General features: G+C 58.4%; 9 protein-coding genes. 4 read left to right on the forward strand and 5 right to left on the reverse strand.

All coding sequences use genetic code 11. The features are described from left to right. Both VGM48_RS05830 and VGM48_RS05835 read right to left on the reverse strand, forming a co-directional pair. Positions 1-1496, reverse strand: a 1496-nt coding sequence (locus VGM48_RS05830) for a DUF1501 domain-containing protein (protein WP_331576984.1), incomplete at its 3' end; no start/stop codon positions are given. Positions 1497-1503: 7 nt separating this feature from the next. Then, positions 1504-4251, reverse strand: a complete 2748-nt coding sequence (locus tag VGM48_RS05835) for a DUF1553 domain-containing protein (protein ID WP_331576986.1) — start codon at positions 4249-4251, stop codon at positions 1504-1506. 138 nt (positions 4252-4389) lie between these two features. Between VGM48_RS05835 and VGM48_RS05840 the strand changes: the two genes are divergently transcribed. Next, entirely contained in the window at positions 4390-5496 is a 1107-nt protein-coding gene (locus VGM48_RS05840) for a Kelch repeat-containing protein (protein ID WP_331576988.1), read from the forward strand. Positions 5497-5533: 37 nt separating this feature from the next. Here VGM48_RS05840 and VGM48_RS05845 read toward each other — a convergent pair whose 3' ends face one another. From VGM48_RS05845 to VGM48_RS05855, 3 genes are all read right to left on the reverse strand, one after another. Further along, positions 5534-6169: a response regulator transcription factor gene (locus VGM48_RS05845; protein ID WP_331576990.1), complete on the reverse strand. Its 636-nt coding sequence runs from the start codon at positions 6167-6169 to the stop codon at positions 5534-5536. Between the two features lie 119 nt (positions 6170-6288). After that, the gene (locus VGM48_RS05850) at positions 6289-8352 is read right to left on the reverse strand and encodes a tetratricopeptide repeat-containing sensor histidine kinase (RefSeq protein ID WP_331576992.1); all 2064 of its coding nucleotides are present in this window, start codon (positions 8350-8352) and stop codon (positions 6289-6291) included. 80 nt (positions 8353-8432) lie between these two features. Then, positions 8433-10091 carry an MFS transporter gene (locus VGM48_RS05855; RefSeq protein ID WP_331576994.1) on the reverse strand — a complete coding sequence of 553 codons (1659 nt, stop codon included), beginning with the start codon at positions 10089-10091 and terminating at the stop codon, positions 8433-8435. Between the two features lie 240 nt (positions 10092-10331). On the opposite strand from VGM48_RS05855, the gene VGM48_RS05860 reads away from it, so the two are divergent. From VGM48_RS05860 to VGM48_RS05870, 3 genes are all read left to right on the forward strand, one after another. After that, complete coding sequence (locus tag VGM48_RS05860) at positions 10332-11129, forward strand: sensor histidine kinase (protein ID WP_331576996.1); 798 nt, start codon at positions 10332-10334, stop codon at positions 11127-11129. Positions 11130-11274: 145 nt separating this feature from the next. Then, positions 11275-12699, forward strand: a complete 1425-nt coding sequence (locus VGM48_RS05865; protein WP_331576997.1) for a sigma-54 dependent transcriptional regulator — start codon at positions 11275-11277, stop codon at positions 12697-12699. A 32-nt stretch (positions 12700-12731) separates the two neighbouring features. After that, positions 12732-13121 (forward strand): hypothetical protein, encoded by a 390-nt coding sequence (locus VGM48_RS05870; protein WP_331576998.1) that lies wholly within the window; start codon positions 12732-12734, stop codon positions 13119-13121. Positions 13122-13187 lie beyond the last annotated feature (66 nt).

Consider the following 13187-nt stretch of genomic DNA (forward strand, 5'->3'; position numbering starts at 1 on the left):
ATCACCTTCCCATACACATCCGTCAGCCGGAACGGCCTCCCCTCATATTGATACGTAAACTTCTCGTGATCGAACCCCAGCTGATTCAGGATCGTCGCCTGGATATCGAACGGCGTCGTCTTCCCGCTGATCGCCGAATACCCGATCTCATCCGTCTCCCCATAAGAGAAGCCTTTCTTGACACCCGCACCGGCCATCCAAATAGTAAACGCATCAGTATGATGATCCCTCCCCTTAAAAGGGTTTTGTTTTCCTTCGCGGTTCTCCATCATCGGCGTCCGGCCAAACTCCCCGCCCCACACCACCAGCGTATCCTCCAGCAGTCCCCGCTGTTTCAGATCGAGGATCAGCGCGGTGATACACCGGTCCACCTGCCGGCATTTATTGATAAACCCGATATCGATGGCCAGACTCGCATCCGTCCCGTGACTGTCCCAACCCCAGTCAAACAGCTGGACAAACCGCACTCCCTTCTCCACCAGCTTCCGCGCCAGCAACACATTATTCGCAAAACAGGCCTTCCCCGGCTGCGTCCCATAAAGTTCATGGATATACGCCGGCTCGTCATTGATGTTCATCGTTTCCGGCACAGAGATCTGCATCTTGTAGGCCATCTCATACTGCGAGATGCGCGATAAGATCTCCGGGTCCCCATATTCCTTGTACTCCGAAGCATTCACTTCATTGATCGCATCGATCGACGCCTTCCGCAGGTCCCGGCTCATCCCCGCCGGGTCTTTGATAAACAACACGGGATCCCCCTCGCTGCGGCATTGCACACCCTGGTAGACACTCGGCAGGAAACCGCTGCCCCAGACACTCTTGCCCGCGTCGGGAAACTTCCCCCCGCTGGTCAGCACCACAAACCCCGGCAGGTTCTCATTCTCCGTCCCCAGCCCGTAAGTCACCCAGCTTCCCATACTCGGTCTTCCCAACCGCGGCGAACCCGTCTGCACCAGCAACTGCGCCGGCGCATGATTGAACTGATCTGTTCCTACAGCCTTCAAAAAACAAAGCTCATCGACGATCGTCGACAGGTGGGGCATATGCTCGCTCACCCAGGCTCCGCTCTGTCCATGCTGCGCAAACTTCGCCTGCGGTCCCAGCATCTTGGGCACACCCCGGATAAAGGCAAATCGCTTTCCGGCCAGCAGCGACTCCGGGCAGTCCTGTCCGTCCAGCCGAGCCAGCGCCGGTTTGTAATCAAACAACTCGAGCTGCGAAGGCGCCCCCGCCATATGCAGATAGATCACCCGTTTGGCCTTCGCCGGGAACATCGGCAACCTCGCGGCCAGCGGATGCGCCGGGTCAAAGACGATGCCGCCGTCAGAACCCGCGCTCGTGGCGCCATGACAGCCCGGCAACAACGATCCCAGCGCCAACGCGCCAAAACCAAAGGCGCACTCCTGTAAGAAATGCCGCCGCGTATACTGCCGCGCCACGGCCATCTCCGCCTCGCGCAACAGTCGTTGATTATGTAATTCCTTCTGGGTCATAATAAACTCAATTTTTCGTCACCACCTCATCCAGGTTCAACAACGCACTCGCCACCACCGTCATGGCGTCCTGCCTGGCAGCATAGTGAGCATTCGCCTTTTCATACAACGCCACCAACGCCGTCCGCGAAGCGGGCTTCATCGGCTTCAATAAAAGGTCCTCATATCCCTGCTCGATCCCCTTCTCCACATCCCCCGCCGCCAACATCTTCTTCGCCAGATGCTGCGCCGCATCCAGGTACACCGAGTCATTCAACAACACCAGCGCCTGCAAAGGCGTATTCGTCCGGATCCGCCGTGCCGTACATCCCTCGCGCGCCGTCGCGTCAAAGCTGATCATCGAAGGGTAGGGGGCCGTTCGCTTCCAATACGTATACACCGCGCGCCGGTACTGCTCCCCGCCCTTGCTCTTCTGCCAGTCCTGCCCATTCCAGGGGGAAAGCCAGATCCCCTTCGGCTGCCAGGGCATCACCGAGGGCCCGTATAGCTCTCCATCGAGTAGCCCGCTTACCGCAAGCGCCTGATCGCGCACCTGCTCGGCCGAAAGCCGCACCCGCGGCGCCCGGGAATAATACCGGTCGTCAGGGTCCTTGGCTGCGGCATCGGGGCTCACCTTCGAATCCTGCCGGTAGGTAGCCGACAAAACCATCTCGCGCAGCAGCCGCTTGACACTCCAGCCATCCTCGTGCATAAACCGCCAGGCCAGCCAATCTAATAACTCGCGGTGCGTCGGCGCGGCCCCCTGCGTCCCGAGGTCTTCCAATGTCTCGACAAGCCCCGTTCCATACAACTGCTCCCAAAGCCGGTTGACCATCGTCCGCGCCGTCAACGGATTCTGCTCACTCGTCAGCCACTGCGCCAGACCAAGCCGGTTCCGCGGCGCATTTGCCGGCCACGGGTTCAACGCATGCGGCGTCGCCGGTTCGACAAGCGCACCCTTCACCAGCCAGTTGCCTTTTTCAAAGACATGCGTCGGCCGGTGCATATCCGCGGGGTTGTCGATCATCACCGGCACCGTCGGTACCTCGGCGGTCACCAGCCGCCAATATAATTTCCGCATCGCCACATCCCCCGGCGGCAGCGACTTCGTAAAATAAAACCAATCGAACTGCAATCCACTCTGATCCTGTTTCTTTATCCGCGGATTCTCATACGTGATAAAGAGATCGTGTACACCCTTCCCTCTCGGCAGGTCCACCTTCGCGATCCGCCAGTCTTTTGTTGTATCCACATTTACCTCACTGATAACATCGCCATCCGGCCTGTCCAAATGGATCGCCCACCGACCCCCGGCCACGATTCCGATATACCGGTAGATCAGTTGATCCCGCCCTTCCAGGTCCACCGCCTTCAACCGCGCCGACCCGTGATTCCGGAAGATCAGCCACTTCGTATCGGCCAGTTCCGCATTCACAAAGGAATCGGCCGTCAGCCCATTGATCGCCGGCTCCCAGGTTCGTAAGAATCGCCGGACTTCTTTGGCCTGAACTTCGGCGGAGCTCGCCCCTCGCTCCTTCTCGTTCTTAACCTTCACCTGCGTTCGGTTATTCCCGCCACGCAGCCGTACCCAGTCCGTCAACCCCACCATCGCTGCACTGTCTGCGCCGGAGAATTTCCGCAACAGCGGGTAGTCGGCATAGGTATCCTCATCCCGCGTATCGTTGAAGAAGGCCATGAATTTATAATATTCGTCGTGCCGGAAGGGATCATAAGGATGGCTATGACATTGTACACAGGCAAACGTCGTCCCCATCAGCGCCTGCCACGTCGTATTCACCCGGTCCAGCACCGCCGCCGTGCGAAACTCCTCGTTGTCGGTGCCGCCTTCGTCATTGGTCATGGTGTTGCGGTGGAAGGCCGTGGCTATCAGCTGGTCATCCGTCGGATTGGGTAACAGGTCACCCGCCAGCTGCTCAGTCAAAAATCGGTTGTACGGCTCATCTTTATTAAAGGCCGAGATCAGCCAGTCCCGGTAGCGCCAGATGCTCCGGCCTTCATCCCGCTCGTAACCTTTCGTGTCGGCATACCGCGCCAGGTCCAGCCATAACGCCGCCCAGCGCTCACCATAATGCGGCGAAGCCAGCAGGCTGTCCACCACCCGCTCATAGGCGCCGGCACTCGTATCGGCAAAGAACTGCCGCGCCAGCGCCGGAGAAGGCGGCAATCCCGTCAGATCGAGACTCACGCGCCGCAGCAACGTGGCCTTGTCTGCATCCTTCGAAGGCGCCAACCCCATCCCGTCCAGCTTATCATAAATAAACCGGTCGATATCATTGCGCACCCAATCCGCCCCCGCACTTCGCCCAAGCCCCCAAAAACCGCCCTTCAGCGCGGGCACCTCCACGGGCTTCACCGGCACATACGCCCAGTGGTCGCCCCACTTCGCGCCCTGCTTGATCCACTTACGCAGCACCGCGATCTCTTCAGCCGACAAGGGCTCCTGCTTATAAGGCATGCGATCCTCCGGATCATGCAGCGTCAGCCGCCGGATCATCTCGCTGTGGTCCGGGTCCCCCGGCACGATCGCCGGCTTCCCCGACTTCGTCTTGCCGAGCGCATCGACGCGGAAAAGCAAACTGAAGTCGGCCTGCCGCCGCACCCCGCCATGACACGTGATACATTTTTTGTTGAAAATAGGCTTCACCTGGGTATTAAAATCGATGGGGCGCTCAGGAGAGAAGATCCGCCACGAAACCAATCCGATCCCCAGCAGGATCGCCACGGCCAAAAGCAAACGTTTATGTCGCAGAAACATACAGCTCAATTTACCCAAATCCCACCAACTCCCCAAATACAAACATCCCCTGATCCGGGTAACCCGTTTACGGTATTGACCAACCCCCAAAATCTCGACAACTTTACATCATCTCATAACCAATTCAACCCATCCATTATGCACACCGGCAAATGGCTGCCAACAGGTTTCAACCTGTTCCTGGCACTACTCCTCATTGTCTCCTGCGAAAAGCAGAACGACCTCCCGGCCCCCGCATCGACGACTCCCCAAACAAAAACGACCGACGGCCTCGTCCCGATGCCTTCCCCCGTCTTTGTCGTCTGGTTCCGCCGCGACAACATCCCCTCGGCCCTTACCAATTTCCAGGGTCGCTTTGGCGGCTGGTCCTTTGTCATCGGCAGCAAAGGATACATCGGCGGCGGTACGGCCGTGACAACCAATAGCAAGCTCTCGACGGCAAAAAATGTGTTCTCCTTCGATACTGCCACAAAGGCCTGGTCGCAAAACGCCACCCCGCCCTCGGTCGTCACCGGCGGCGAAGGCGCCTTCGCCATCGGCAATAACGGCTATGTCCTCACCGGTTCAGAGGATGTTACGCAATACACGTACGCTTACAGCGCGCTCAACAACAGCTGGTCGCCAAAAGCCCCGCTCCCCGGTATCCCCCGCTACTATGCCGTTGGCGTCGCCATCGACGGCAAGGGCTATATCGGTGGCGGTGCCTACCAGCCCGGACTGGGCCTCAATTTCAATAACTGGACCCAATACGATCCCGTCGCCGACCGGTGGACGGAAAAGGCAAGGTTGCCCAATGAACCTACCTACGGCGGCGTCGCCTTTGTCTCCTCCGGCGGAACCGGCGGCAAGGCCTATCTCTGCGGCGGTTATGACAACGAAGGGCGGCTTAGCAAGGCGCTCTGGCAATACGATCCGGCCACGGACCAGTGGACGCAAAAAACAAATTTCCCCGGATCGGGCCGCGCCTGGGCCGTAGGGATGAACACGACAAACGCCGGCTTCATCACCACAGGCTGGGATGGATCGAAAACTCTTGCCGACGTCTGGCGCTATAATTTTGCAACGGATACCTGGGGCACCGAACCGAACATCCCCTATACTGCCCCCATCCAGGGCCTGAACGGCGCCCGCCAGCATGCCTTTGGTTTCGGCATCGGCAATATCATATATATCTGCGGCGGCCTAAGCGGCATCGACAACACCTCCGCCCGCGCAGACCTCTGGTCCCTGGGCATCCCCAACTAAGCAGAAGGCCGGCCCCGGTCTTCCGGGGCCGGCCTTCTCACACCAACCCATCATTCAACGCCTTCGACACCGCCTCCGCCTGCGAATGCACCTGCAGCTTCTCATAAATATTCTTGATATGGGTCCTTACGGTATCAAGACTGATGGCCAGGTCGGCCGCTATCATCTTAAGACCCTTGCCCTTCGAAAGCTGGGTAAGGATCTCTTTTTCCCGGGTCGTCAACCCATAATCCGGCGCCGCCGGCTTCATCGCCGGCTCCTGCATCTTCTGGATGATCATCCGCGCGATACCCGGCGACATCGGCGGCTCTCCCTGCATCACCTGCCGGATCGCATCGGGCAGATGATCGGAAAGATGTTTCTTCAACAGATACCCTGATGCACCCGCACAAATGGCATCCAGCACGTGCCGGTTGTCGTCAAAAATGGTCAGCATGATGATCTGCACTTTCTTATCGATGGTCCTTACCTGCCGCACCGCTTCGATGCCGTTGGTCCCCGGCATATCGATATCCATCAGGATCACCTCGGGTTTCAACTCCCGAACCTGGTCCAGCACTCCCGAAGCCCGCGAAAAACTTCCCAGCAGCAACAGGTCCTTCGACAGCGCCAGCAAATTCCCCAGGCTCTCCCGTAAGCTGTCATTGTCCTCGTATAATAATATTCCAAGCATCCTACAAAATACCCGCAAAACCCCGCCCTTCCTATACCGAAATCAGGGGAGCAACGGACCCCGGCGCAGCCCGATCCATCCGGTTGCCGCATCCGGCATTCAAGCGCCGCATCCGGCACTCAAAGCGCCGCATCCAGCACGATCCTCGTCCCCTGCCCAACCGCCGAATCGATCCAGATCTTCCCCGCCATCGCGGCCGCCCGCTCCCGCATATTATTCAACCCATTCCCCCGGATCACCTCCCCCGTCACAAACCCCTTCCCGTCATCGCTGATCTCCATCTGCAGCGACCCGCGCTCCTGCCGCAGCCGGATCGTCAGGTTCGAACACTGACTGTACTTCGCGGCATTATTCACCGCCTCCTTGAAAAGCAGATATAGGTCCCGCCGTCGCCGGACATCGAGCCTCACCGTTCCCAGGTCCCCCTCTTCCTCGAACCGGTAACGGATATTCGAGGGTTCCAGCAGCTCAGCCGCAAACTCCTTCATCCGCATCAACAGCTGCTCCATCGTATCGTTCTGCGGGTTGATCGCCCAAACGATATCATCCATCCGCTCCATGATCGCCCCGCTCCTGTCCTTTATTTTCTGCAGGCTGTGCTCCATAAACCCGTCGGCCTGCGGCTGCAGCGCCACCTTGCTCAGCACATTGATGCTCGTCAGCGTCGATCCGATATCGTCGTGCAGGTCGCGGGCGATATTATTGCGCATCTTCTCCATCTCCACCATCCGCCGGGCATTGTGGACCACCCGGTTCCGGTTCACTACGATCACCCCGATCGCCACCAGTAAGATCACAAAGATCACCGCCCCCCACTCGAATGCCTTCTGGGACTCCACGATGACTCTCTGCCGCTGCACTTCCAGCCGGGTGAGCTCCTGGTCCTTCTTCAGCAACCTGATCTCGTGCTCTTTCTTGTCGATATTGTATTGGGCTTCCATCCGGCTTAGCTGCAGCTTGATCTCGCTTCGCTGCAACGTATCAGTGGTGTTATAATACAACTTCGCATATTCCAACGCCTTGTCATAATGTTTCGTCCGCTCGAAATGCTGGGATAAATATTGATAATTGGCCAGCTCTCCCTGCCGGTCGTTCTCTTCTATCGATGCACGCAGACTGCTCATCAGTTTGTTCTCGTCCCGCTCTTCCCCCTTTAACTGCGCCCGCACGCCGACCAGCGCCGCATTGGCCGCCTTGAACCGGATCGAATCTCCCGCCTCGGCGGCAACGGTGATCGCGTTGGTCAGATGCAACTGGGCATTGGCCAGGTCATGTTTATCCGAATAGGTCGTCCCAAGGTCAAACTCCTGGTCTGCCTCGTCGACTTTCATTTTCTGCGTTTGGAAAACCTTCAGCGCCTGGGTATAGTAGGCGATGGCCGAATCCTGCTTACCCATGTACCGGAAGTTGGTGCCCAGCTGCTTCAATGCGGTGCCGATCCCCCGCAGGTCGTTGATCTTCCGTTTTAACGCAAGGCCCTTATAGGTGTAGTCAAAGGCCTTCTCGTACTGGCCCAGCTCGGAAAAGGAAACACTGATACCCTGATAACAATAGGCGACGCCCCGTTCGACACCCGTCTCCTCAAAAAGGGTCAGGCCTTCGAGCAGATAGGTCAACGCATTTCGATACTCTCCCATGGCGTTGTAGGTATTGCCGACGTTGAGGTATTGCCCGGCCGTATAAGCCTTTGCAAAGGGCGGGTCATGCTCTTTATGCATCACAAAGACCGCATCTTCCAGCGCCGCAAGCCGGAAGGGCAGCGCCGTCTTGTACTGGCTTAATAATTCATAGATGGCGCCCGCGGTTTGATGATAATCGGCTTTCACATCCCGGGTGGCGCCCGGCGCCTCGGCCAGCTTTTGAAGAAGGGAAAGATAGTACATCGCACTGTCCCGGCTGCCGATGTGCATTTTAGAGTTGGCCATTCCGTTATAGGCATGTGAAAGATGCAGGGTGTCGTTGATCCGCTTCGAAAGCGCGATCGCTTCATACCACCAGGCAAAGGACTTGGGAACATCGACCAGCCGGTACGTTCCCGCCAACTGGACCATCGCCTTCGCCTCCGCGGCGTCCTGGGTGTTTTTCCGGACGATGGCCAGCAGGCTGTCCCGCGAAAGCTCTTGCCCGGAAACAAAAAGGGAAAGGAGAAGAATACCGCAACAGCAGCAAAGCATCTTTTTCATAGCAGGTTTTTTTGGGGAGATAATAGCTCGTGGCGGGAGGTAGGTGACCATAAGGTACAAAAACTCCCGCAACCGCGCCATTACCGCTTTGTAGTATCCTGCCCCGTCGCCGTGTCCCCCGCGGAACCCGTCGCCGCATCCCCCGCAGAACCCGTCGCCGTGTCCCCCGCGGAACCCGCCGCCGCATCCCCCGCAGAATTCCCCGCCCGCTTTCCCCGCACAAAAAACAACCCGATCACCGCTCCCAGCAAAGCCAGACCCGCCGACAACCGCAGAATATCCCCATAGACCGTGATAAAGCTCTCCTTGTAAACCTTCCCCACCGCCGCCGCGGCCGTCGCGGACAGCCCCGCCGGCGCCTCCGCATTCCCCAGGTTGGCCGCCTGCACCAGCACCGCCTGTTTCTGCTGCGGCGAAAGCGGCAACTCCATGCGGTCCAACCGCCCCTGCAGCGCGCCCGCGAAAAACAGCACCGCCAGCGCCCCAAAGATGGCATTCGCAAAGACCCCCGCGATCCGGGTCATCGCATTATTCACGCCCGAAGCCACGCCCGAATGCTCATCGCTTACCGAACTCATCACCGTCGTCGTCAGCGGCGCCACCGTAAACGCCATCCCAAGACCCAGCCCAAGCACCCCCGGCAAAAAGCTCGTCCAGTATTCGCGCGGCCCCTGCGTCTGCCCGACAAAGGACAGGATCAGCAATCCCAGCCCCGCCATCGCCGGACCGGCCACCAGGAACAGCTTCGCCCCATGCTTGTCGGCCAGCGTCCCCGCCCATCGGGCGATACCGATCATCAAGACGGTAAAGGGCAGGAAGGTCAGCCCCGACTGCAGTTGACTATACCCCTGCACCTGAACCAGGTCCAGCGAAAGAAAAAGCATTCCCGCCCCAAGCCCCGCATAAAGAAAGAACGTCAGGGCATTCACCCCGCTAAAGGTCCGGTTGGCAAAAAGGAACAACGGCATCATCGGGTCGCGTCGCCGCCCCTCGATCCACACAAAGACGCCCAGCAATACCACTCCCAACACCAGCGACCCCCAGATCGCAAAATTCCCGGCCCCCAACGCCGGCATCCGCAGAAATCCAAAACTCAACGCGGCCAGCCCCAGCGCTATCGCCAGCACCCCCGGGACATCCAACTCCCTGGCCGCTCCCGCCTCCCGGCTCTCCGGCACCTTCCGCGCCAGGATCAGCAGGGTCGCCAGCCCGATCGGCACATTGATAAAAAAGATCCCCCGCCATAACCCCGCATCCGCCAGCGCACCCCCAAGCACCGGCCCGCCCATCGTCACCACCGTCGTCACCGCACTCCAGGTGCCGATCGCCTTGCCCCGTTCACCCGCGTCGATCGAGGAAGAAAGCAGCGAGAGACTCCCCGGGATCATCAGCGCACCCCCCAACCCCTGCAACACCCGGAACCCCACCAGAAAATGCACATCCGGCGCCAGCCCGCAGGCGGTACTCCCGACGATAAATATGAAGATACCGATCATGTATACCCGCTTCCGCCCCAGCCGGTCTCCCAGCGACCCGCCGACAAGGATCAGCGCGGCCAGCACCAGCAGGTACGCATTCAACACCCAGAACAGGTCTGCACCCGAAGCATTCAAAGCCCGCTGCAACGCCGGCAGCACGACATTCAACGCCGTGCTGTCGATAAAGGCCATCGCACTTGCCAGGATCGTCGCCGACAACACCCATCGGCCTGTTGTACTTTTCAAAGGAAATGTCGCCATGGACCAAAGGTAAAGAATGCAGGGCGTTCCCCTGCGGGTCGGGCTCTGGGTCGCGCATGCCGCTCCTGCCGATCCCTAACGCAGCCGCCAATATTTCGCAAAACCTTCGTCAATCGACGAAATACCGTCTTCTCGCCAAATCGACCCTAACCCTAACGGTATGACCCGCAATCCCTTACAGATAGGCATAAATTTCGCTCCCTTACCATAGGCCCCAAACCTCCAATCCGCTGCTGTACGATGAAAAAACGTTACCTCCTTTCAATCGGAATATTTCTCTCCTGCATTACCCTGGGACAGGGCAAACCCGGAGCCTCCATCCTTCCCGACAACCGGGGGATCATCCTCCTCGTCGCCGCCCTCCTCGCCACGGTCGCCGGCATCGCCTACGGCCGCCAACGCATCAAAATTCGCAACCGCCAGCTGCTGGCAGAAAAAGAATGGCTCGTAAAAGAACTCCACCACCGGGTAAAGAATAACCTCCAGATCGTCATGAGTCTCCTCAATACGCAATCCCACTATCTCGACAACGAAAAGGCCCAGGCCGCCATCGGCCAAAGCCGAAACCGTATGTATGCCCTCTCACTCATCCACCAGCGCCTCTACCAATCCGACAATCTCGAACGTATCGAAATGAAACGCTATGTCCCCGACCTGGTGCAGCATCTCCGCGACAGCTTCCCCGTCCAGCGGCGCGTCGCCTTCCACCTCGATATCGATCCCCATCCCCTCGACGTCGCGGTGGCCATCCCCATCGGCCTCATCCTCAACGAAGCGATCACCAACGCCCTCCAATATGCCTTCCCCGACAAACACGCCGGCTCCATTCGCATCGGCCTCTGGCAGCCGCACGGGATCCTCCTCGAGATCGCCGACGACGGCATCGGCCTCGGCCCCGATTTCGACATCCGGCGCCGGCATACCATGGGCCTGCAACTCATCGAAACCCTGGTCCAACAACTGGAAGGAACGGTCCTAGTCACCGGCGAAAAAGGCGTCCGCATCTCCATCCGCATCCCTCAACCTCCCCCGGCCTAAAACCCGGAAATCGACATTTCGCCGGACCTCTTCGTCAAACGACGAAATATCGTCTTCAACATATTCTTTTTAATTTCGTAATTTAATGAACCTCAATTCCCTCTTCCCGGCATAACTTTCGCTCTGGAGTAATAACCAAAACATTATGCAAAAGACAATTCTGGTTGTAGAAGACGAACTGGTGGTAGCCAATGATATCCGGCTCACGCTCGAACGGGCAGGGTATACCGTTACCGGCATCGCCCGCAGCTTCCAGTCGGCGATGGAATCCATCATGCGCACAAAACCCGGGCTCGTACTCCTCGATATTTTTTTGAAGGGTGACCTCACCGGCATCGACCTTGCTTCCCAACTAAATAAACAGGATATTCCCTTCATCTATCTCTCGGCCAACTGCAACACCAGCGTCCTCGAAATGGCCAAGATCACCCAGCCATCGGGTTTCATCGTAAAACCCTTTCGCGAAAAAGACCTGCTCGTCACCCTCGACATCGCCCGCTACCGCCACGAAAGCAAGCAACAGCTGGGCGCCACCGCCAGCCGCGAACCGGCCATCAGCCGCCGCCAGGCCAGCCCGGCCGCCGAACAACCCGTTTCGGCCACCGACTCCCCGGGCCAGGGCCTCCCCGGCATCATCGGCCAGAGCATCGGCATGCTCCGCATCTTCCAGCAGGTGAAAGAGGTCGGTCCCCTCGATACTTCCATCCTCATCCTCGGCGAGAGCGGAACGGGTAAAGAAGGGATCGCCAACAACATCCACAATCTCTCCCCACGCCGCAACAAACCCTTTGTAAAGCTCAACTGCGCCGCGCTGCCGCCCAACCTCGTCGAGTCGGAACTCTTCGGTCACGAAAAAGGCTCCTTCACCGGCGCATTCGAACGCCGAATCGGTAAGTTCGAACAGGCCAACGGCGGAACACTGTTCCTCGACGAGATCGGCGAGATGCCCCTCTCCCTGCAGGTAAAGCTCCTGCGCGTCCTGCAGGAACGCGAGATCGAACGCCTCGGCGGCCGCGAAACGATCAAGGTCAACGTCCGCATCATCGCCGCCACCAACAGCAATCTCGAGAAAGGCATCTCCGACGGCCACTTCCGCCTCGACCTCTACTATCGCCTCAACGTCTTCCCCGTCATGCTTCCACCCCTTCGCCAGCGCAAAGAGGATATCCCCCTTCTCGTCAATCATTTCATCCGGATGTACGCCCAAAAGGCCAACCGCCGCACCGAGTCCATCTCCGGCGAAGCCCTCGTCCGCCTCATGGACTACTCCTGGCCCGGAAATGTGCGCGAACTGCAGAACGTCATCGAACGCAGTATCCTCCTGTCGAATGAACCCGTCCTGCGCGACGTCTCCTTCATCAATTCGAGCCCACGCGAGGTCCATTCCGAAGATGCCCAACAGATAAAGACCATCGCCGAGATGGAACGGGATCACATCCTTTCCGTGCTCCGCCAGTGCAAGGGCCGTGTCTCGGGCCCCGGCGGCGCCGCCGAACTGCTAAACCTCCCCGCCAGCACCCTCAAAAGCAAAATGAAAAAACTCGGCATCGAAAAAAGCTATAAGGCCTGAGCGTTCTTTTCCCTATCTTAGTGGCCTAACCGATGTACCCCCGGGTCAAATATCATCATCGAAAACGGACCGCCCGCTGCTTGCTGCTGACGGGCTATCTTTTCTTTTTTGCGATCCAGTTCAACGGCAAATACTACGACGTCGCCAATTTCTTCGTCTACAAACACGACGCGGCAAAAACAAACCTCACCGCGCAAAAGACCACCCACGCGCTTGCCTATCGCCTCAACCCGCAACGGCCTGCTCACCTCAGCATCGACAAACGCTTTCCCTATAAGACGACCATCCAATCGATTTCCACGACTTATCGGGTTCTCGTTCCCTGCTATATTATTATTACCCGGAAGGCCCTTCCGCCGCCGATCTTTTACGCGACACCCGACCTTCCCACCAACAGTTTCCGCGGCCCACCCATCTCCTGATCGATCGCTTGCTATCACGCAAACACCCCAGTTCCAACGGGGTATATTTCTCATTTATTAATATTT

Origin of the sequence: Puia sp. (assembly GCF_036500295.1) — a bacterium.
GTDB lineage: Bacteria > Bacteroidota > Bacteroidia > Chitinophagales > Chitinophagaceae > Puia.

Excerpts from the sequence above, each read along its gene's own strand:
- VGM48_RS05835 (WP_331576986.1), bottom strand. The coding sequence starts at position 4,251 with ATGTTTCTGCGACATAAACGTTTGCTTTTGGCCGTGGCGATCCTGCTG.
- VGM48_RS05840 (WP_331576988.1), top strand. The coding sequence starts at position 4,390 with ATGCACACCGGCAAATGGCTGCCAACAGGTTTCAACCTGTTCCTGGCA.
- VGM48_RS05845 (WP_331576990.1), bottom strand. The coding sequence starts at position 6,169 with ATGCTTGGAATATTATTATACGAGGACAATGACAGCTTACGGGAGAGC.
- VGM48_RS05850 (WP_331576992.1), bottom strand. The coding sequence starts at position 8,352 with ATGAAAAAGATGCTTTGCTGCTGTTGCGGTATTCTTCTCCTTTCCCTT.
- VGM48_RS05855 (WP_331576994.1), bottom strand. The coding sequence starts at position 10,091 with ATGGCGACATTTCCTTTGAAAAGTACAACAGGCCGATGGGTGTTGTCG.
- VGM48_RS05860 (WP_331576996.1), top strand. The coding sequence starts at position 10,332 with ATGAAAAAACGTTACCTCCTTTCAATCGGAATATTTCTCTCCTGCATT.
- VGM48_RS05865 (WP_331576997.1), top strand. The coding sequence starts at position 11,275 with ATGCAAAAGACAATTCTGGTTGTAGAAGACGAACTGGTGGTAGCCAAT.
- VGM48_RS05870 (WP_331576998.1), top strand. The coding sequence starts at position 12,732 with ATGTACCCCCGGGTCAAATATCATCATCGAAAACGGACCGCCCGCTGC.